At 37.2% G+C, this 21,204-nt stretch carries 22 protein-coding genes and 1 other annotated feature; of the genes, 17 read left to right on the forward strand and 5 right to left on the reverse strand.

Annotated features, from left to right (window positions below; all coding sequences use genetic code 11):
• From FPQ13_RS11655 to FPQ13_RS13565, 8 genes are all read left to right on the forward strand, one after another.
• On the forward strand, positions 1-1,314 hold a 1,314-nt coding region (locus FPQ13_RS11655; protein ID WP_144089506.1), incomplete at its 5' end, for an ATP-binding protein.
• A gap of 99 nt (positions 1,315-1,413) precedes the next feature.
• Entirely contained in the window at positions 1,414-2,961 is a 1,548-nt protein-coding gene (locus FPQ13_RS11660) for a type I restriction-modification system subunit M (protein ID WP_144089507.1), read from the forward strand.
• Complete coding sequence (locus tag FPQ13_RS13795) at positions 2,958-4,124, forward strand: restriction endonuclease subunit S (protein WP_186279670.1); 1,167 nt, start codon at positions 2,958-2,960, stop codon at positions 4,122-4,124. The genes FPQ13_RS11660 and FPQ13_RS13795 overlap by 4 nt, the downstream gene beginning before the upstream one ends.
• A 17-nt stretch (positions 4,125-4,141) precedes the next feature.
• A complete protein-coding gene (locus tag FPQ13_RS11670) occupies positions 4,142-7,204 on the forward strand; it encodes a type I restriction endonuclease subunit R (protein WP_144089508.1) in 3,063 nt (1,020 codons plus the stop codon).
• 19 nt (positions 7,205-7,223) lie between these two features.
• On the forward strand, positions 7,224-7,412 hold the full coding sequence (locus FPQ13_RS11675; protein ID WP_144089509.1) for a hypothetical protein: 189 nt from the start codon (positions 7,224-7,226) through the stop codon (positions 7,410-7,412).
• An 867-nt stretch (positions 7,413-8,279) separates the two neighbouring features.
• Positions 8,280-8,675 (forward strand): hotdog domain-containing protein, encoded by a 396-nt coding sequence (locus FPQ13_RS11680; protein ID WP_377863259.1) that lies wholly within the window; start codon positions 8,280-8,282, stop codon positions 8,673-8,675.
• Positions 8,675-9,055: a VOC family protein gene (locus FPQ13_RS11685; RefSeq protein WP_144089511.1), complete on the forward strand. Its 381-nt coding sequence runs from the start codon at positions 8,675-8,677 to the stop codon at positions 9,053-9,055. Before FPQ13_RS11680 ends, FPQ13_RS11685 begins: the two co-directional genes overlap by 1 nt.
• A gap of 279 nt (positions 9,056-9,334) precedes the next feature.
• A complete protein-coding gene (locus tag FPQ13_RS13565) occupies positions 9,335-9,496 on the forward strand; it encodes a hypothetical protein (RefSeq protein WP_186279671.1) in 162 nt (53 codons plus the stop codon).
• Positions 9,497-9,637: 141 nt separating this feature from the next.
• Here the strand turns inward: FPQ13_RS13565 and brnQ are convergent, their stop codons facing one another.
• Positions 9,638-10,978 (reverse strand): branched-chain amino acid transport system II carrier protein, encoded by a 1,341-nt coding sequence (gene brnQ / locus FPQ13_RS11690; protein WP_144089512.1) that lies wholly within the window; start codon positions 10,976-10,978, stop codon positions 9,638-9,640.
• 172 nt (positions 10,979-11,150) lie between these two features.
• Positions 11,151-11,400, reverse strand: a binding site (T-box leader).
• Between the two features lie 214 nt (positions 11,401-11,614).
• Between brnQ and FPQ13_RS11695 the strand changes: the two genes are divergently transcribed.
• On the forward strand, positions 11,615-12,943 hold the full coding sequence (locus FPQ13_RS11695) for an MATE family efflux transporter (RefSeq protein WP_144089513.1): 1,329 nt from the start codon (positions 11,615-11,617) through the stop codon (positions 12,941-12,943).
• 284 nt (positions 12,944-13,227) lie between these two features.
• On the forward strand, positions 13,228-13,560 hold the full coding sequence (locus FPQ13_RS11700) for a hypothetical protein (RefSeq protein WP_144089514.1): 333 nt from the start codon (positions 13,228-13,230) through the stop codon (positions 13,558-13,560).
• A 255-nt stretch (positions 13,561-13,815) separates the two neighbouring features.
• Here the strand turns inward: FPQ13_RS11700 and FPQ13_RS11705 are convergent, their stop codons facing one another.
• From FPQ13_RS11705 to FPQ13_RS11715, 3 genes are read right to left on the reverse strand one after another with little or no spacing between them, the layout of a single operon-like run.
• Positions 13,816-14,109, reverse strand: coding sequence for a hypothetical protein (locus FPQ13_RS11705; protein ID WP_144089515.1), 294 nt, complete (start codon positions 14,107-14,109; stop codon positions 13,816-13,818).
• Positions 14,094-15,110: an anti-sigma factor gene (locus FPQ13_RS11710; protein ID WP_144089516.1), complete on the reverse strand. Its 1,017-nt coding sequence runs from the start codon at positions 15,108-15,110 to the stop codon at positions 14,094-14,096. The genes FPQ13_RS11705 and FPQ13_RS11710 overlap by 16 nt, the downstream gene beginning before the upstream one ends.
• Complete coding sequence (locus tag FPQ13_RS11715) at positions 15,103-15,606, reverse strand: sigma-70 family RNA polymerase sigma factor (RefSeq protein ID WP_186279672.1); 504 nt, start codon at positions 15,604-15,606, stop codon at positions 15,103-15,105. The genes FPQ13_RS11710 and FPQ13_RS11715 overlap by 8 nt, the downstream gene beginning before the upstream one ends.
• A gap of 411 nt (positions 15,607-16,017) precedes the next feature.
• Between FPQ13_RS11715 and FPQ13_RS11720 the strand changes: the two genes are divergently transcribed.
• The 7 genes from FPQ13_RS11720 (at position 16,018) to FPQ13_RS11750 (ending at position 20,137) form a co-directional block, all read left to right on the forward strand.
• Positions 16,018-16,278, forward strand: coding sequence for a metal-sensitive transcriptional regulator (locus tag FPQ13_RS11720; protein ID WP_144089517.1), 261 nt, complete (start codon positions 16,018-16,020; stop codon positions 16,276-16,278).
• Between the two features lie 96 nt (positions 16,279-16,374).
• On the forward strand, positions 16,375-16,602 hold the full coding sequence (locus FPQ13_RS11725; protein ID WP_144089518.1) for a sulfurtransferase TusA family protein: 228 nt from the start codon (positions 16,375-16,377) through the stop codon (positions 16,600-16,602).
• 104 nt (positions 16,603-16,706) lie between these two features.
• Positions 16,707-17,186, forward strand: a complete 480-nt coding sequence (locus FPQ13_RS11730) for a DsrE/DsrF/DrsH-like family protein (protein WP_144089519.1) — start codon at positions 16,707-16,709, stop codon at positions 17,184-17,186.
• Positions 17,187-17,204: 18 nt separating this feature from the next.
• Positions 17,205-17,501 (forward strand): rhodanese-like domain-containing protein, encoded by a 297-nt coding sequence (locus tag FPQ13_RS11735; protein WP_144089520.1) that lies wholly within the window; start codon positions 17,205-17,207, stop codon positions 17,499-17,501.
• An 18-nt stretch (positions 17,502-17,519) separates the two neighbouring features.
• Positions 17,520-18,092 (forward strand): sulfurtransferase TusA family protein, encoded by a 573-nt coding sequence (locus FPQ13_RS11740; RefSeq protein WP_144089521.1) that lies wholly within the window; start codon positions 17,520-17,522, stop codon positions 18,090-18,092.
• A 62-nt stretch (positions 18,093-18,154) separates the two neighbouring features.
• Positions 18,155-19,285, forward strand: coding sequence for an MBL fold metallo-hydrolase (locus FPQ13_RS11745; protein WP_144089522.1), 1,131 nt, complete (start codon positions 18,155-18,157; stop codon positions 19,283-19,285).
• A 69-nt stretch (positions 19,286-19,354) separates the two neighbouring features.
• On the forward strand, positions 19,355-20,137 hold the full coding sequence (locus FPQ13_RS11750; protein ID WP_144089523.1) for a sulfite exporter TauE/SafE family protein: 783 nt from the start codon (positions 19,355-19,357) through the stop codon (positions 20,135-20,137).
• Between the two features lie 119 nt (positions 20,138-20,256).
• Here the strand turns inward: FPQ13_RS11750 and FPQ13_RS11755 are convergent, their stop codons facing one another.
• Positions 20,257-20,964: an SDR family oxidoreductase gene (locus FPQ13_RS11755; protein WP_144089524.1), complete on the reverse strand. Its 708-nt coding sequence runs from the start codon at positions 20,962-20,964 to the stop codon at positions 20,257-20,259.
• Between the last annotated feature and the right edge of the window lie 240 nt (positions 20,965-21,204).

Raw genomic sequence — 21,204 nt, forward strand, 5'->3', positions numbered from 1 at the left:
GTTTCGTTGTTTACTCTGAGGATACCCTACCTCTTTTTTTGTCTTCAAGAGTTTTACACAAACTATTGTACGTCATCAGAATTTGACTTAATCCGATTAGGAAGTAATTACCTAATTAATATAGAAATAAAGAATCAATCAAATGAAGAAAAAATATTGCACCAACTTAAAAAGAACCATTATTACTTAAGTGTTATTGATACAAATTATTTATGTTTTACCTATGTTGCTCAAAATGAAAAGTTTTATCAGTTAGTCAACAATACTTTAAAAGAAATTGATATAACAGATTTGTTAGACTTTATAATAAAACAAGAAATTGAATATATCGATGATTTAAATAAACTATTTGATCCTACAAGGTATTTAGTATCTCCATTTAATTCAACAGAGAAATTTCTTGAAGGTCGTTACTTCCTAACAGACCACCAGGAAAATATTAAAAAGGATATTTTGGCAACTAATAAACGTTACTATTCAATTGAGGGTCGACCAGGGACCGGCAAAACTTTATTGATTTATGATATTTCAAAATCTTTAATGGAAGACGATAAAGCAGTAGGTATCATTCATTGTGCAAATTTAAACCTTGGTCAAAGGCAGTTAATTGAAAAAGGATGGGTAATAGAATCTATAAGATATTATACAGAAATTTTCGAGAAAGATATTGACGTATTAATATTAGATGAGACACAGAGAATTAGAAACGATCAATTTGAAAATATTATTGAGAAATGCCACGAGAACGGCATAAAATGTATTATAGCATTTGATCCAGATCAACGTTTACACAATCAAGAGTTCAAAAGTGGGGTACCGACAAGAATCAAGGAAATATCTGATAATTATAGTAAACTAACAAATAAAATTAGAACTAATAAAGAAATCGATTGTTTTATCAGAAACTTGTTTAATTTAAACGATAAAACTATCGGAGTGAATTACACTAATATTGACGTTCTATATTTCTCCAATATTATTGAAGCGAGACGCTTAATGAGAGAAAAGAGTGAAGAAGAATGGAATATAATTGATTATACTAAGTCTCGATATAAAAGAGAAATAGTGGATCAATATATTGTGAATCCATCTTTTAACGCTCATAATGCTATAGGTCAAGAGTTTGACAACGTAATTGTGTTATTAGGTGAAATGTTTAGTTATATAGATGATAAATTGATTGTAACGGAGAAATCGTATTATCATCTGAAAGGTATGTTGTATCAAATCACTACAAGAGCTAGGAAGAAGTTATTAATAATTGTAGTTAATAATGAGTCATTACTTGCTAACATACTAGGTATTCTAAAATAGTCCTATTTAAAGTTCTGAATAACGTTGAGATAACATGGTCACAGATTTTCAATATTTGTTATAATTTATGTAAGAAGTTATAGGGAGAGAGAATGTAATATGGTAGCGAAAGCAGATATAGATTTTCAAAAAGACTTATTCGATGCTGCGACAAACATGAGAGGATCCGTGGCCCCAGCTGATTATAAACATTATGTATTGCCACTAATTTTTCTTAGATATTTATCTAATCGATATGAACAACGCCGTGAAGAATTGGACGAGATGGTAAAAGATCCGGAAAGTGATTGGTATGCTCCAGATACAGACATGCAACAAGTGATTAAGGAAGATCCAGATATGTACATGTCTGAAAACGTATATGTTGTTCCTGAAGAATCTCGTTGGTCATACATATTAAAAAATGCAAAACAGCCGAATATAAAAGAGATTTTAGATCACGCGATGAAACGATTAGAAGAAGAAAACCCGGATTTAGAAGGAATGCTACCGCGAACATTCCAAGGAAGTAATCTTCCTGCAGAAAATGTTGCTGGTTTAATCGAAATATTTTCTCGTGATGCCTTCCGTGCAGATGACGAACGGAGTGTTGATGTTCTAGGTCGAGTTTATGAATATTTCATCAGTGAGTTTGCGTCCACCGAAGGCCAACGCGGAGGGGAGTTCTATACGCCATATTCCGTTGTATCTTTATTAGTAAGAATGCTTGAACCTATAAAAGGAACGGTTTTTGATCCAGCTTGTGGTTCTGGTGGTATGTTCATTCAGTCAGAAGAATATTCACCTCGTCAGCATGAGTTATCGTTTTATGGTCAAGAGAATGTTACGACGACAGCTAGACTAGGAAAGATGAACGTACTTTTGCATGGACTAAATGCGGACATTCGCTTAGGAAACTCATTATTAGATGATCAGTTTTCAGATTTGAAGGCTGATTACGTAATCGCCAACCCACCATTTAATCAAGATGGGTGGGGTGCAGATCGAGTTTCAAACGACGATCCACGTTTGATTGGCCCGGTAACTGATTCAAATGCGAACTACATGTGGATGCAGCATTTCTTCCATCATTTAAATGAACAGGGATCAGCCGGTTTTGTTATGGCGAACGGAGCCATGACAACCAATAAAAAAGGTGAAAAGCCGGTACGTGAATGGTTTGTAGATAATGGATATATTGATTGTGTTGTCGCTTTGCCAGAAAAACTGTTTTTATCGACAGGAATCCCTGTATGTTTATTTTTCCTAAGTAAAAACCGTAATGGAAAAGGAGAATTTCGTGAGCGAAAAAATGAAATCCTCTTTATTGATGCTAGACAAAAAGGTTCTCTAGTAAGTCGTCGTCAGAAATCTTTGTCAAAAGAAGAAATTCAGGAGATTGCAGAGGTTTACCATAACTTTAAACATGGTGAAGAAAAAGTAGAACATAGTGCTGGATTTTGCAAAGTAGTAACACTTGAAGAAGTTCAAAAAAATGATTATAAGCTAACACCTGGTATTTACGTAGGAACTGAAGAAGTTGAAGATGACGGTATTCCATTTGAAGAAAAAATGGAGGAATTAAAATCTGAGCTTTACGAGCAATTTGAAGAGTCCAACCGCCTTCAAGAAAAAATTAAGAAAGACTTGGAGGAATTGGGAAAATGATTTATAAACTCAAAGATCTTGTAACAATAAAATATGGAAAAAATCAAAAAAAGGTGGAGAATCCACAGGGTGATTATCCTATACTAGGAACTGGTGGATTAATGGGAAATGCCGATCAATTCCTTTATGATAAGCCTTCTGTATTAATAGGTAGAAAAGGAAGTATAGGTAAAGTAAAATACATTGATAAACCTTTCTGGACAGTGGACACATTATTTTATACTGAAGTAAATCAGGAGCTAGTAATTCCACGTTACCTTTACTATAAATTATCATTAATAGATTTTAACCATTACAATGAGGGAACTACTATACCTAGTTTAAGGACAGCCACTTTGAATGAAATAGAAATTGATATTCAACCGCTTAATGTCCAAAAGGCAATAGTAGATATACTTTCATCTCTAGAAGATAAAATCGAGCTCAATAACAAAATGAATCAAACTCTTGAAAAAATGGCAATGACGCTTTATAACCACTGGTTTGTTGATTTCGGTCCATTTCAAGATGGTGAGTTTGTTGATTCAAAATTGGGAAGGATTCCGAAAGGTTGGGAAGTTACAACAATAAAGGATTCATTAAGAATTTATGGAGGAGGTACTCCAAAGACTAAGATTGAAGATTACTGGCTGGATGGTGTAATCAATTGGTTTACACCTACAGATGTAACCTCTTCACGTTCAATATACTTAACAAGTTCCGCTAAAAAAATCTCTAATTTAGGTTTAGATAAAAGTTCAGCAAAGCTTTTTCCTCCATATTCTATAATGATGACAAGTAGAGCTACACTTGGAGAAGTTGCAATTAATAGGGAAGCATCCTCAACAAATCAGGGCTTTATAAATATTATACCAAATGAACAGTTTAGGTTATTCTATATTTACCTTTGGCTAAAAAACAATAAAAACTTAATTATTTCCATATCAAACGGTAGTACATTTAAAGAGGTGAGCAAAAAAAACTTTAAAGAGCTCAAAATTTTAAAGTCAGATTATATTATTGAATTTAATGAAAAAGTTAAGCCATTATTCGAACAAATTGAATCTAACACGATAGAAATCAAAACTTTGGTCGAAATGCGTGACTATCTCCTACCAAAACTTCTATCCGGAGAAATTGATCTTCCAGAAGCAAAGGAGCGAGTTGAAGAAGTTGTTCAATAAACAAAGGAGGGGTGTAAATGGGTAAGTTAGCTGAATATGATTTTGAAGAAACAACTATAGAGCGTCTTGAACAGTTAGGATATGAATACCGACATGGTCAGGAATTGTTTCAGAATGGAGAACGGGAACGTAACCAAGAGGTGGTACTTCTTAATCGTTTAGAGTCTTTTTTACAAAAATCATATTCGATGATTCCACACGAGGATATAAGTCGATTGGCCAGTCGTTTCGTCTTAAATGAAGGAGTTGGTTGGGAAGAGAGAAATTTTTATTTCCATCAGCAAATGACAAAGGGAATCGAGTTTGAATATGAACTGAATGGAGAAGATCGAGTTCAACATGTTTATCCGATCAATTGGGATGTTCCTGAAGAAAACGACTTTTTAGTTGTAAATCAAATATCGATTGAAGGAAGAATGTCTCGCCGTCCTGATGTGATCGTCTATGTTAACGGACTTCCCTTAATCGTCTTTGAATTAAAAAATCCGAACAATGAAGATACGACAGTCTATGATGCCTATACACAGATTCGCAACTATACCCATGACATCTCTCAGTTGTTTGAGTACAATGCTTTTACAGTTATTTCAGATGGAATTGAAACAAAACATGGAATGCCAAATGCCGACTACGATTTCTTTGCATCTTGGAAGACGATTGATGGGGTGAATATTGATAATAATATCGCCAATACAATGCGTACGTTGATTGAAGGCTTGTTCACTCCACAACGGTTGCTAAACTACATAAGAAATTTCATCCTCTTCCTTGATAAAGGAGATAGGCATATTAAAATTGGGGCAAAGTACCACCAATTTTTCGGTGTAAACTTTGCAGTTGAAGAAACAGTGCGTGCTACAAGTCCAGACGGTGACCGGAAAATCGGGGTCATGTACCATACGACTGGGTCCGGTAAATCAATTAGTATGTTATTTTATTCTGCTATTCTATCTAGACACCCAGAACTCAATAATCCGACGATTGTTGTTCAAGTCGACCGAAATGACTTGGACGAGCAGTTACACGATACATTCTCAGAAGGATATAGTTTGATTGGTCACATACATCATGCTCAAAAATCCGATGAACTTCGAGAAATTTTAAAAGGTGAAGGTGGTCAAATCATATTCTCAACGATTGAAAAGTTTCGTTTGAAAGAAGGAGAAGCGAAACATCCAATCTTATCTGAACGGAGTAATATCGTTGTCATTAGCGATGAAGCTCACCGAACGCAAAGTGGGTTTGATGGTGGTTATGCTGCACAGTTACGATATGCTCTACCTAATGCCTCCTTTGTAGGATTTACTGGAACGCCGGTTAAGTTGTTAGGTAACAACACCGAAGAAATTTTCGGGCATGTAATCCACCGCTATGACATGGCACAAGCTGTTCAAGATAAAGCAGTCTTACCGTTATTCTATGAATCTCGAATGATCCCGCTAGATTACGATGGGGCAGATATCGACCAAGAATTTTCTAATCTGGTGACTGAAGTTGGACTGGAAGACGAGGAGTCTGATCAATATAAATTGAAGTGGGCTGCTTTAGAGAAAGTTATTGGTACTAGGAAGCGTTTAAGCAAGTTATCAGATAGTATATTAGACCATTTTAATAAAGCGGCTGACCCGTACCAAAAAGGTATGATTGTGTGTATGAGCCGTAAAATCGCCGTTCGACTATATAATGAAATGAAGAAGAGAGAAGATTGTCCTGAAGTTGAAGTAATTATGACAGGCAATATCTCAAAAGACCCGGAAGAATGGCGAGAAATTAATCCTGGAAGTAAATATGCTCATATCAAAACAAAAGAGGAACAAGAAGAAGTTAAGGCAAGATTGAAGGACACAGAAGACCCATTAAAGTTAGTCATAGTTGTATCGATGTGGCTGACTGGTTTTGACGCTCCAAACCTATCATTCTTATATATTGATAAACCGATGAAAGGCCACAATCTGATTCAAGCGATTGCCCGCGTAAACCGTGTTTTCCCAGGCAAAGAAGGCGGGTTGATCGTTGACTTCATAGGTATCGCCACTTCTTTGAAAGAAGCAACCAATCAATATACAGGAGACTCTGCTGAAAATGATATGGATATTGACTTATCAAAAGCAGTCGGTGTATTTCATGAAAAATTAGAGGATGTTCGACGTTTGGCAGGCAAGTTAAAGCATCGGGATGATTGGAGAATGCTTTCGAAAGTAGATCGTGATGATTATATTGCTGATTTAGTTAATCAACAGGTAAATAATGAACCGGAAGATTTTGTGGAAGCTTGTGTGAAGTTAGAGAAAGCACATAAGTTAGTTAGGCATTTGGATGAGGTGCTTCCTTATGCGGATGAAGTGACTTTATATCAGATGGTAAGAATTCAAGTTCAAAAGCTTTTGACTTCATCAGGGACGAAACATAAGACGGATAAAACCGTGGAAGAACGTTTGAATGAAATGATTGATTCGCACTTAGAATCAAAAGAGCCTGTTGACATCTACCAAGTTGCCGGAATCGAAAAACCAGATATTAGTATATTGGATGATGCTTTTCTAAAAGACCTTGAAGAAAAACAAGAGCATGAAGACCTACGTTTAAAACTATTGAAGAAACTTTTAGAGGACCATATCAAAGTTAATTTTAAACCGAATAGTCCAAAAGAAAAACAAATGCGAGAGCTGCTTGAAAAGACGCTCCATGATTATCATAATCGAATTATTCAAGCTGCAGACGTTGTTCGAATGATGGTAGATATGAAAAAAGACGTCGATGAAGAAGTTGATTTTAGAAAAGAGCTCGGTCTGTCTGACGAGGAAGCTGAGTTCTATAAAGCTATCACAACAAAAGAAATGGCTGCATTTGACCATGAGTTTTTGGCTGACTTGGTGCACAAAGTCGTAAAAGAATTGAAGAAAAATCTATCTCACGATTGGATGAGTGATCACCGTAAAAACATATATGCGAAAGTCAGCATGTCTGTTAAAAGAGTACTCATGAAAGAAGGTATTAAGGGAGAACAAATGAAATTTCTATCAAATGCCATTATGGAACAGGCTGAAGAACAATATAAAAATTGGCCTGTTGAAGCATAAATTATTAGGAGGGGTATTTATGAATTTCGTCTCTGGCAAGAACAATAACCATTATCTCGTTTTTGGTGAGGTACGTTTCTGGTTAAATACAGAATCGGGAACCATGAAAGTTCGAATTGATGAAACAGGTGAATTGTTTCCTGTGACAAAAGATAGTGCTTTGTATAGAGGAATGAAAAAACACTTTGATCAATTCTTAAATCAATAACGATTCAGTTAGTTAATCGATAGACGGAATAATATGTCTATCGATTTTTTTTAAATGCTAGCAGAATAGTAATGGGTAATTTTAAGTGTGATAAATAGTGAAGAACTTAACTAGAACATTTGTTCCTTTTTAGTTGAATTAATGCTAAAATAGTTATACCCCCTAACAACCCAAGTTGTTATCGGGAAGAAGATTCTTTCTTCTGGAAAGGGGGTGTGTAGATATGGAAGTGTTGGTGTTTGTTACTGTGGTGATCAACTTTGTAGTCGCAGCCATAGAGCTGTCGATTGCAATACGTCACTCTCGTAACAATAAAAGAGACTCCCGCTCGGCAAAGCGGAAGTCTCAGTAACCCAACCGGGAAGGGAGAAATCCCTTCCCACTCCATATTCTACTCTTATTATAACTGCCTTATTCGAAAAAAACAAGACATACGGTATTGGGCAATATTTGATTGCAATCCGACTCTAGTAACGAAAACGAGACCCCCGCTCTACCAAGCGAAAGTCTCACTACCACCCGGAAAGGGAGAAATCCTTTCCCACTCCATATTCTACTCTTATTATAACTGCCTTATTCGAATAAAACAAGAAATGAGGTTGGAAATATGCTTTGGACAGCTTTTATCCTTTCCATTCTTGCTCTAATTATGTCTACGATTGCATTATTTTTAATGAAGAAACAATGAAATTACCACCTTGCTTTTTGAATAGACAATCCCCAAACTCAATTGTATAAATGATTAATCCTTCTCAGATACTCACAGAATAGATTCCTATTTTTGAATAAAATTCTTAGGTTGACTATGTACGATCGTAGCGCAAACGAATGAGCATTCACTCAGGATAAGGAGGAACTCCAGTGAATATGGTAGTAGGGGACAAAATCAAATTTGAGAGAACTTTTACAAAAGAAGACGTAGAGTTATTTACGAAAGTTTCTATGGATGAAGGTGATCACCATACGACCCCGGATGAACTTGGTCGACTTGTTGTTCAAGGGTTGCTTACGGCTACGCTGCCGACAAAAGTCGGCGGGGATTACAATGTGCTTGCTAGGACAATGAATTTCGAATTTTTGAGACCTGTTTTTACAGATGACACGGTTGAGTGCGTCGTAACAATCGAGGAGCTTGAAAGAAGAGATGAAAAGCGGATATCGATTATGGCGTCATTTATTTGCACGAATCAAAAAGGTAAGCAAGTGCTAACCGGGAATTTTGCCGGGATTATTCTAAAAGATGAAGAGGAGGTGGGAGATTAATGGAGAAAACAGTACCGATCAAAAATCAAATGAATGGAATCTTTGTTCATGTAACTGATTTGAAACGTTCAGCGCAATGGTATTCTGATTTGGTCGGCTTGTCGATCGATTTGGACCAGGTAAAATCCCCTGTATTTAATTTACCAGTGACCGGGACGACTTCGCTAACGTTGGATGACCACACATTTGACCCGAATTTCAAGCATCAAGTGACACCAAATCCGTTGTTTAATTTGTTTGCACCGAATATTGATGTTGCGTATCAATATGTTCGCGATAAAGATATTCCAGTCGTGCGAGAGATTGAGTGGGTCGGTAAAACAGCGTGGTTTAATATTGAAGATCCTGATGGAAATGTGATCATGATTTGTAATTGTTAATTTGCTAAAAAAACTATCGGTTAACCCTTTGAGACAAGGATGATTCCTTGTCTTTTTTGTTGGAAATGCGCTCGAAAAGCCATTCCGGAGAAAGTGTAAGAAAATTCATACTTTTCAACTTTAAATGATTGATAAATCGGGAGGAAATGAGGAAATGTGTAAGAAAACAAAAAGATGTAAAAGAATACGTTTAACTATTTACTCAAACGTTTATATTTGGTAGTATATCCTTGTAAACAAAGAAATTTGAAGATTTTTAAGAAAGGAAGGGTGTTCGTTATGAATTTATCATTAGTGATTGTCACTTTAGTCGTATTGGCGACTTTTATGATTATGGCTGCGGTTACAGATGCTGTTCAACATTTCCAGAACAGAAAAAACCGTCGTATGATTGACCCACAGATTTCCAACCAAATGGATATGGAAGTTGGTCATAGATAATGAAACCACTTTAATAACAAGATGCGTAGACAAAGAATAAAACGCATCTTGTTTTTTTATTTAAAAAAACTACACTAAGTTATAAAAAATGATCGACGCCAATAAATAAAAAACCGGACGAACAGCTCGCCCGGAGTAGTATTATGAAGCTCTTTCAATTTGAGGATTTTCTTTTCTAACTTTGTTGTGACTGAATTGATCCCACAAGAATCCGAGTAAACCACCGACGAATGCGGGTACAACCCACCCTAAATCGAGTGATGCAAAAGGTAATACACTCATGAATGATGATAATGCTTCTACATGAAATCCAAGCATTTCAAGTCCGTTATAAATGCTGACGAATCCAGTGAACGCCATTGTACCTCGGTAAACTCCTCTCGAACCGCCAAAAAATCGGTCGATAAATGGTAATGTGACAAGGACGATTGTTAACGGATACAACATGACGAGGAATGGAATCGTCACTTCGATAATTTGATTCAGTCCGAGATTCGCAATTAGGAAACTAGCAAGTGTTACGAGAAAAACAACTCCACGGTAGCTCAGCTTCTCCGATAATTTTGAAATGTATTGACCACAAGCAATCGTCAAACCAACACACGTTGTAAAGCAAGCTAATGTAAAAATGAATCCGAGTAATATTTTTCCGTTATTACCTAACAAAAGAGTGACAGCGGTAGATAATACTTCCGATCCATTATCAAATGTTTCTTGACCTGCTACTTGAGTTCCCATAAATCCAATGCCAGTATAGACTAAGGCAAGTGCTGTACCGGCGATTAGTGCAGCTTTTACCGTATAGCTTCTTAACTGTTTATGATCAGTAACTCCTTTTTGCTTGATTGCCGTTAAAATAACAATTCCGAATGCCATTGCTGCTAAAGCATCCATCGTGGCATAGCCATCAATGACTCCTTTGAAAAACGATGCTGTTTGATACGTTTCATTCGGTGCTTCAAATGATTTATCCAATCGGAAAAAACCGATTAAAAATAACGTTACGATTGATATTAGCAATGTCGGTGTAATAACTTTCCCCATTAAATCCACAACTTTAGATGGATACATACTCAATAAGAAAACGAAGAAAAAGAATAATGCTGTAAATCCGAGTAACAGCAATGATTGGCTAAAGGTGCTTCCTGCCATAAGCGGATTGAAGCCCATCTCAAATGCGACGTTTGCGTTACGTGGTACGCCAAAGAATGGTCCAATTGATAAATAGATTAATAACGTAAAAACAGCACCAAACCAAGGGTGAACTCTGCTGCCAAGTTCATTCGCACCATTTTTAACCAAAGCGATGGCAGATACGACTAGCAGAGGCAAGCCGACCCCTGTTACGATGAACCCAATCATTGCTGGCCAAAAAGATGTTCCAGCCCCACTACCGAGAAATGGTGGAAAAATTAAATTTCCAGCCCCAAAAAACATTGAAAACAACATAAGTCCTACAAAAAACGTTTCTCTCTTTCTCATTCCACTCGCTCCTTTTCTGATGTTGTTTAGAATACTTCCATGCCTAAGTGCGCTTCGTTTTATGATCGATGTACTACGGAGTAGGTAGAATTGATTGGAATGCTTTCATCGGTATTAATTTAACAATGAAGAAGACAATCCAATCTAAAAAACAAAAAAAGCTCGTCCCTAAAATAGGGACGAGCTTGTACTCGCGTTACCACCCAAATTCCACAATCATTATAATTGTGGCACTCGATCAACGTACTATCATACGCGTCCAATTTAACGGCAGGAATTCCGGCAAATGCTTACTAGATGATGATTTCAGCATTGCATCTCAGAGATGATTTTCACTTGATCCGCCGACGTCCGCTTTCACCAATTGCGGACTCTCTGTAGTCTTTAGATTAACAAGCTACTATTCTCTTCATCGATTTTGGTTTTTAAACTTTTAAATAATTGATTAAATTCATTATATTGCTTTTAAATAAATATTCAAGTGTTTTTTGATTTTTATCTGAAAAATTTATTTTTGACTATGAATAATGTAAACAAAATGATGAATTTTCATCTTGAGTTATGCGAACTGGTCTATGTGATTGTTGTATACTATGATGGTGATCAGGTTGGATAGAGTAGAAAGGAACATTTCAATTGAAAGAGGATTTAACGACTGGATCGATCTATCAAAAATTATATATATTTGCATTACCGCTTGTATTTACGAATCTATTACAAATGTCGATGCAGTTGACGGACAGTTTATGGGTTGGAAATCTACTTGGGAGTACGGCATTCGGGGCGATTACCATTGGTTTAACGGTCATGTCGATTGTTTTGGCATTTGTTTTAGGGAGCAATAATGCCATTTTGACGATTTTCGCTCAATTAAGTGGAAAAAACGATCCGAAAGAAATTAAATCGTATTTAAGCTCTTCGGTTATTTTGTTAATGGGGCTTACGTTGATTGTTGTGCTCGTTGGTTCGATTGTTGTCGAGCCATTGCTCGGATGGTTAAATACACCCGAGTCTATTAAGCCGATTGCGAAAGAATATTTACTCATTAACTTTTTTGGGATGTTTTTTCTTGTTGGCTATAACTTCGTCGCAACAGTTCTGCGTGCGTTCGGCGATAGCAAAACACCACTTTATTTCATTTTAGTCGGGGCATTATTGAATGTTATCCTCGACCCCATTTTCATTAAAGTGTTGAACCTTGGTTTGGCTGGTGCGGCTTATGCGACGGTGATCGTATATATCGTTATTTTTCTCGTAAGCTTGTATTATGTAGCGAGAAAATATCAGACTTTCACATTTCGATTTCAAAAGCCTCGTTGGGTGGAAGTTCGAACAATTTTACAATTGAGTGTACCGTCAATTACCCAAATGATTGTCATCCATGCCGGATCGAACGTCATTCTATCGATTGTAAATAGTTTTGGTGAATCGACGGTTGCTGGTTTCGGTGCCGCTCAACGGTTGAATCAACTGATTTTACTGCCAGCATCAGCTCTTGGAACAGCCGTCAACACGATGGCCGCTCAAAACATTGGGGCGAAGCAATGGAATCGTGTTTTCAAAACGACAAAAGTAGGACTGATCTATAATGCGATTTTGATGGTACTCGTCACGATGACCTTTTACATTTGGGCCGAGGCACTTGTCCGTTTATTTATTCAAGAAGAGTCCAGTGTCGCTTTCGGAACATTATATGTTAAAACAATCGCTTTCTTCTATCTGTTTATTGGATTGAATTTTATTTTAAATGGGGTCGTCCGAGGCTCAGGAGCAATGTTCCAAGTGTTGATGTTAAACATTATATCCTTATGGGTATTGCGTGTTCCATTAACTTATTTCTTTTCATCCATTTACGGAGAAATTGGGATCCCACTTGGAATGGGTTCGAGCTTCTTTCTTAGCTGCCTATTCTCTATTGCCTATTACAAATGGGGTAACTGGCGGGAAAAAGAGTTGTTCCGATAGTAAGAAGACCGATCTCACTGATAAAAAGATGAGATGTTTTTGCATTTATCATTTTTCAAGATACCGTTGTTAATCTTGTGCTTTGCTATCGGTCACACTATCTTCAGTGTTAAAATGCAAAACTTCAGTGTTAAATTCGATATCTTCAGTGTTAAATCACAAACCTTCAGTGCTTTTATACACGATTTATCAGTGGTTTCACCCATAGTTTTAATAATTTGTTATATAATTATTATTCAATTTAGAAAATTAAGGTATTAAGGATAAGATAGGGAAGTGATTGATTGTCTAAGACAATTATTTGTAATAGATGTCATGGGGAAATTCTTGATCAGGATGAATTGGTGACGTCAACTATTGTGTTTGAAGTCGTTGCATTTCATGACGATTGTTATACAAAAGATTTAAAAGGTGCTAAAACAATTGTGTTGGATAATAAACCTCTGAACGGGTTTTCTGGGAACGCAACTTTTATTATCTTTGTAGTTGCTGCATTACTATGGGTGTTATTCGCTGATGAATCGATTAAGTGGGTGGCATTATTAGCCTTGCTGTCAATGGGATTACGTTTAGTTTCTTATTTTCGTTATGAACGACATTTGAAAAATAATGACTAAATTACCCTTTATAAGCTAACAGAGGGATGGTGCATACATAAGGAAGAAATTTCATCGAAAGAGAGCTTAACGAATCATTTTATTTAGCGAAATTGTATATATCTGCTTTGCCGCTCTTTTTTCACAAGTCAGCGATGCACAATTAATCTTATGTCACACCAAACGATGTGAAAAAGGTGCAACTATTATCTTTTTGTCCATCACACGGCGTTAGTTGGAATGAGCGACAAAGCATATTCAATATGAGAGTCGGTCTTAAGGCTTGTAATTAATCCCAAGAGTGAAGAAAATCATTAACACAGTATGAATCGCTAGAAAAATACCGATTCCTAGTCCCCATGAAGCGTACAAGCGGCTTTGCTTACTAAATAGACCAACAATTCCTGAGAATACGGAAACCATGATAAAAAAGATAAAAGGCGAAAAAGAGGTATTCATTTTTGTTAGATATTCAATATTGAAATAAGCTAAAGAAAGAATCGCACTTATTAAAGATACGAGTCCGGGTATGCCAGAGAACTTTGATTTTATTTTTAGTGCCAATTCCATAATTTCACCTCACCTACTTTTAGACTTCTGACGTGGTCGTTATTCTTAAGTTTTCGAATCTCTGGGGCTGGTCCTGTGACCACAGCTCCATAAATTTTTACTCCATTTTCTTGAATATAATCGGTCCGTTCATCAAGGGCTAACGTTTTTGCGCGGGCAATTTTTGTCGCTTGTGACTCGTAATGTTCTAAATCATTTAGGGTGTTAGTAAATGCGACTTCGTTGTCCTCTCGGTTATCAAACGGCGTCCAATTAGGCGGATCTTTATAAATAGGATAACCGATGGGTGTTACAGGGAGCCCTTGGTCATCAACGACTTTCTTTTCGATACCGGTGTCGACCGCCAGCCAAAGAAATTCTATATCTGGATCAAGACCTGGATTGATGTCTTTTACGTCATCCGGGTCCATTGAATCGGTGAAGGATAGATAGGCTTCAACGACTGTGCCATCAGGGATCGATTCGACGATATCCCACTCGCGATCATATTCGTAAGGCACACTGACTAATGGATGAATGATATAGCTCGCTTCATCTTTTTGTGGAATTTCTTGATGTGGTCGGTCCAACCATAAATTGCGATCAGGAAAATCGGGTTGGTCAAGCATATAGTTGATGTCATATTCCCCGACACGATATTCTTCTTTTCCGATCCGTTTGTAGACGTCAAAGTTCAAATCCATTGAAAAGAAATCGATTTGTTCCTCTAGTTCCATCCGTTTTACATACATATTCGGTTCAGTCAATTCAATCACGTTACTGGCGACTTCGATTTGTTTATTTGCACGGCCGTTGCCATCACCTGTTCCATAATAAAAATAGGTGAGCAGCGTTAAAGTCGGTACAATCATCAATAGAATTGCTAAACTGATTAGAATGTTTGTTGTCAAAGCTTTATGGCGACTCTTTTTAAGTATTTTATTGGAATCAATGTTTGTGTTTTGGTCAAATTGCTTTTTTGATCGATCAATGATCTTCCAATAATTTTGATCATCACTCATCTTGAACCCTCCGTTTGTTCAATTTGTTCATCAATGTTTGCCTCCCACGATACAAGTTGCTTTTAAATGAATTAATATTTAGTTCCATGATTTGTGCAGCTTCTTCGTATGTAAGTTCATGTAGGTCACAAAGGATGACAGCATGCTGGTGTTTCGGTCGCAGTTGATGGATCATTTCGATAAGCTGTTGAAACTCTTCATTTTGAAGTACTTGTTCTTCGGGTGTCCAAGCACTATATTCTTTTTCTTTTAATTGTTCAATTTCTTCCTTAGGAACTTGTTTCTTATTTTTACGCGTATCATCAATAAACGTATGATAGGCAACTTTGAACAACCAAGCTTTGATATTCGTAATGTTTTGTTCAGGTAAGTTTAAGTAAGCTCTATAGAAAGTTTCTTGTACCAAATCTTCTGCAGTATGGTGATTTTTTGAAAGGGAGAATAAATAACGATATAGATCGTACATGTAGATTTTATATATATCGTCTAGTTCCATCTCTGATCCCCCTTTCACTCAATCAACGGATGAGTCGTTCAAAAAGTTGCAAGTTTATAAACATTTTATCACGATTCAGATATTACGTTTGACATTATACCGATAGGGGTATATAGTTTTACACGTACCGATAAGCGACAAGTTTTAAAACGAAAACGAATCGCTCAGCTTATTTAATGAAATCATATGTGTTTGACAAAATACGGCTCGGGGTATATAGTTGGTACATGCTCGATACTGGAACTCTACAAGGGAAGTCAATACTGCAGGGCTTAAATAATTATGCTCAAGCAAACGGTTTAGGATTTTCCATGTTTGACAATATACCAGTAGGGGTATATAATAGAAATATATCGCGTTGAAATAACACATGATATACTTGGGATGAATTAGTAGAGGAGGGAAGATGCAATGGAATACGATGATAAAATAAAGAATCGTATTAAACGATTGGAAGGCCAACTAAGAGGCGCGCTTCGAATGATGGAAGAAGGTTCGGATTGCCAAGATGTCATTACGCAGCTTTCCGCGAGTCGAACGGCGATCGACCGAGCAATCGGTGTGATTGTCAGTGAAAATTTAATCGAGTGTGTGCGTGAAGCAGAAGTAAACGGCGAGAACACAGATGATAAAGTTAAGGAAGCCGTGAATCTATTGGTAAAAAGTCGATAAGTAAAAAATAAACTTACTTGTTGACATTTATTCTTTTGTCCTATAATATACCCCTTAGGGTATTAAAATAAAACAAATTTACAGGAGGAATTTATCATGAATATTGAAAAGACATTAGACGCTAAAGGACTTGCATGCCCAATGCCAGTTGTAAGAACAAAGAAAACAATTGATGAAATTGAAAGTGGTCAAATTCTTGAGGTTGTAGCAACTGATGCAGGATCTAAAAGTGACATTACTGCATGGACGAAGTCTTCAGGACATGAGTTAGTTGATATGAAAGAAGAAGACGGCGTATTTTATTTCTATATTAAAAAAGCATAAATTTTTTTTAGAAGAAAATATACCTATACAGGTATGGGGATAAAAGAAAGGAGAACGGAATAAATATTCGTTCTCCTTTCAAAAAACAATTAGGAGGAAGTCAAATGTCGGAAAGAAAAAAGACGAATATCATCTTGTTTAGTGGTGATTACGATAAAGTGATGGCTGCTTATATTATTGCGAACGGTGCAGCAGCATATGATCATGACGTAACTATTTTTCATACGTTTTGGGGATTAAACACGTTGCGTAAAGATGAAAAATTACAACCAAAGAAATCATTCATGGAGAAAATGTTTGCGAAAATGATGCCTCGCGGGGCTGAAAATATGCCATTATCGAAAATGCAATTTCTTGGAATGGGTCCGAAAATGATCAAGAAAGTTATGAAGAAGCATAATGCCATGCCAGTTTCCGATTTGGTCGACTTGGCTAAGGAGCAGGACATTAAGTTACTTGCTTGTACGATGACAATGGACCTTTTAGGACTGAAAAAAGAAGAATTAATGGATGACATCGAATACGGTGGTGTCGCAGCTTATATCGCTGACGGTGAAGACGGCGCCATTAACTTATTTATTTAATTTTTGGAGGAATAACGAATGAAAACAATTGATGCGAAGACAGTACAAGAAAAATTAGAAAATGGAGAGCAATTGAATCTAATTGATGTCCGTGAAGCGGATGAGGTTGCTACTGGGAAAATACCTGGCGCGTTACACATGCCTCTTGGTTTAGTTGAATTTCGCGAGCATGAATTAGATAAAAATGCAGCATATATTATGGTATGCCGCTCTGGTGGGCGTAGTGGCCAAGCGACGCAGTACCTTGAATCGAAAGGTTTTAACGTCACTAATATGACTGGCGGTATGCTGGATTGGGAAGGTTCAATCGAATAATTATTGGAGGGATTTGCAATGACAGAAATTAAAGCGGATCATGTATTAGATAGTAAAGGAATGGCCTGTCCGATGCCTGTCGTAAAAACGCGTAAGGAGATTGATCAGTTAGAGCCAGGAAAAGTGTTATTAGTCGAAGCGACCGATCCTGGGTCCAAGGCAGACTTGAAAGCTTGGTCTGAGCGTGGCGGACACCAATATTTAGGGGTCGTCGAAGAAGGTAATGTTATCAAACATTATATCCGTAAAGCTTCATCAGACGAAGCGAGCGAAGAAACGACTCATGAAAATAAAGTGGATAATGAACAATTGAAACAGAAGTTGACAGCAGAAAATGTTACGTTAGTTGATGTGCGTGAGCCAGCTGAATATGCTTTCGGTCACATTCCGAGTGCTGTATCGATTCCATTTGGTGAATTAGAAGCTCGTTTAAACGAGATTAAAAAAGATCAAGCAGTTTATGTCGTATGCCGAACAGGAAATCGTAGTGATTTAGCTGCACAGTTATTGACTGAAAAAGGTTTCGAGAACGTCTATAATGTTGTGCCAGGTATGAGTACTTGGGACGGAGACGTAGAACGTAGTGAATAATCGACTCGTCTATGGACGGGTTTTCATTTTACAAATTATAATACCGTAGGGGGTAATTAGAAATGTCTGTTCAAACAATGAATGTAAAAGAGGTAGCGAAAAAAGTTTTAAATAAAGAACAATTGTTTATTCTAGATGTTAGAAACGAAGATGATTTTAATGATTGGAAAATTGAAGGCGAACAATTTAGCTATGTGAATACACCATATTTCGACTTGATTGACGGTATTGACCCGATCAAAGATCAATTGCCAACAGACCAAGACATTTTGGTTGTATGTGCAAAAGGTGGTTCTTCCGAATTTGTTGGAGAGATGCTAGTTGAAGAAGGTTATGAAAATGTTTACTCACTAGAAGGTGGCATGAAAGCTTGGAGTGAACATTTAGAGCCTATTAAAGTTGCTGACTTAACTGATGGTGGCGAGCTATATCAATTTGTTCGATTAGGTAAAGGTTGCTTATCTTATATGATTATTTCTGGAGATGAAGCGGCAACAATTGATGCGGTACGGATGACGGATGTGTTTGTTGATTTCGCAAAAGAAAAAGGCGCTAAAATCACACATGCGTTAGACACGCACTTGCACGCCGATCATATTTCTGGTGGCCGTCGCTTAGCCGAAAAAACGGGAGCAACGTACTGGTTACCACCAAAAGATGCAACAGAAGTTCAATTTGAATACAAGCCATTAAACGATCAGGATGTCATTCAAGTTGGTTCATCAAATATTGATGTTCATGCACTATACTCACCAGGGCATACGATTGGATCGACTTCATTTATCGTAGATGATCAATATCTATTGTCAGGCGATATTTTGTTTGTGAATTCCATCGGTCGTCCAGACTTAGCAGGCAAGGCAGAAGATTGGGTAGGAGATCTACGTGAAACATTATACAGCAGATATAAAGAAGTATCTTCTGAACTTTACGTTCTACCAGCTCACTTCATGACGAATGATGAGTTGAATGAAGATGGTTCTGTTGGTGAGAAGCTAGGAACGCTATATGAAAAGAACCACGGATTAAACGTTGAAGATGAGAGTGAATTCCGTAGCATGGTAACAGAAAACTTACCACCACAACCAAATTCACACCAAGAAATTCGCGAAACGAACATGGGTAAAATTTCACCCGATCATGATAGACAACGTGAAATGGAAATTGGACCAAACCGTTGTGCGATCCAGTAAATGAATAGAGGAGTTGAAGGATTGAGGCTCGTCCTTAATCCTTCCTTCTTATGAAGTGGGGGGATTTCATTGGAATATAGTATTCTGTTTCTATTGTTGATTTTTGTCATTGGTTTTGTCGGCTCGTTCATTTCTGGCATGGTCGGAATTGGCGGCTCCATTATTAAGTATCCAATGCTTTTATATATACCATCATTATTCGGTTTCGCTGCTTTTTCAGCACATGAAGTGTCTGGCATCAGCGCTATTCAAGTGTTTTTTGCGACCATTGGCGGTGTCTGGGCCTATCGTAAAGGTGGATATTTAAATAAACAACTCATTCTTTACATGGGTGTAAGTATTTTAATCGGTAGCTTTATCGGTGGCTTTGGTTCTCGTTTTCTATCAGAGGGATCTGTTAACTTTGTTTATGCCATCCTTGCGACGATCGCAGTCGTTATGATGTTTTTACCGAAAAAAGGATTGGATGATCAATCGTTCGATGAAGTAGCGTTCAATAAAATGGTAGCATCTAGTCTAGCGTTGGTAGTAGGTATAGGAGCCGGTATTGTCGGTGCAGCCGGTGCATTTATTCTAGTGCCGATTATGTTGATTGTCCTAAAAATTCCAACCCGGATGACGATCGCATCATCATTAGCGATCACTTTTATTTCATCAATCGGTTCGACAGCGGGTAAATTAATGACTGGACAAATTCTTTTCGTTCCGTCTGCAGTCATGATTGTTGCAAGCTTAATCGCAGCTCCACTCGGTGCGATGATGGGTAAGAAAATGGATACAAAAATCTTACAGTGGATTTTATCTGTATTGATTTTAGCTTCCGCAATTAAAATATGGTTGGAATTCTTTTAATTGAGTTTATCTATCATTTTCAAAAACCGTTCTGAAACACCTAGTGAGAAGTTAAAAATTTAAATGAATCAAAGAAAGGAACCTCCTATTTGGAAGTTCCTTTTTTGTATGATTTTATTTTAAACAGGTCTAACAGTAATTTCATTTACGTTTACATAGTCAGGTTGAGTGACTGCATAAACGACTGCTCGTGCAATATCTTTCGTTTTCAATTTTTCCCGATCCTCTGGCCACGGTGTTCTTCCGCCGAGTGTCGTATCAACCATTCCTGGAGAAATATTGGTAACGCGTACTCCAGTTTTCGCCAGCTCTTTCTCCAAACCAGCGGAAATAGCACGAACGGCGTATTTAGTTGCGCTATAGACCGTGCTTTTTTTCGTTACTTCGAAACCGGAAACGGAAGCGATGTTAATGATATGGCCGGTCGCACGTTCAACCATCGCTGGCAACACACCATCAATGGCATACAATGTTCCTTTAATGTTGGTGTCAATCATTTTTTCCCACTCATCGACTTTACCTGAACGGACAGGGCCAGAAAGGACTTGGCCGGCATTATTGACTAAAATATCAACTTGGCCAAATTTTTCTTCTGCTTTTTTAATGAGTTGCTCGACATCATCTTGATTTGAAATATCAGTCTGCACGGAAAGGACATTGTCATTTCCTTGTTTTTTAATTTGTTCCTCAACGTTTGCTAGTTTTTCAGTACGTCTTGCAGCCAAGACGACATTCGCACCTTCGCTTGCAAGTTCTACAGCGATTCCTTCGCCGATTCCGCCACTAGCACCTGTAACGATTGCTGTTTTTCCAGTTAATTGACTCATTTGTATTGATTCCTCCTCGCCAAATTTCCAGTTCAATTTATATACTCATTTAGCTGTTAGTTTATCATACTTCTCTTATAAGTTCTTTGTTAAGGAGAGGTTGCACCGCTATTAAAAGTGCTCTAATCGTGAGTTCTATCTTTGAATAGAAACGCTCTAATTGTGGATAGCGTCCCCAAATTCAGATCTATCTTTGAATAGAACTGCTCTAATCATGGATAGCGTCCCCAAATTCAGATC

It is taken from the genome of Allobacillus salarius, from assembly GCF_007559425.1.
In the GTDB taxonomy this organism is placed as follows: domain Bacteria; phylum Bacillota; class Bacilli; order Bacillales; family Alkalibacillaceae; genus Allobacillus; species Allobacillus salarius.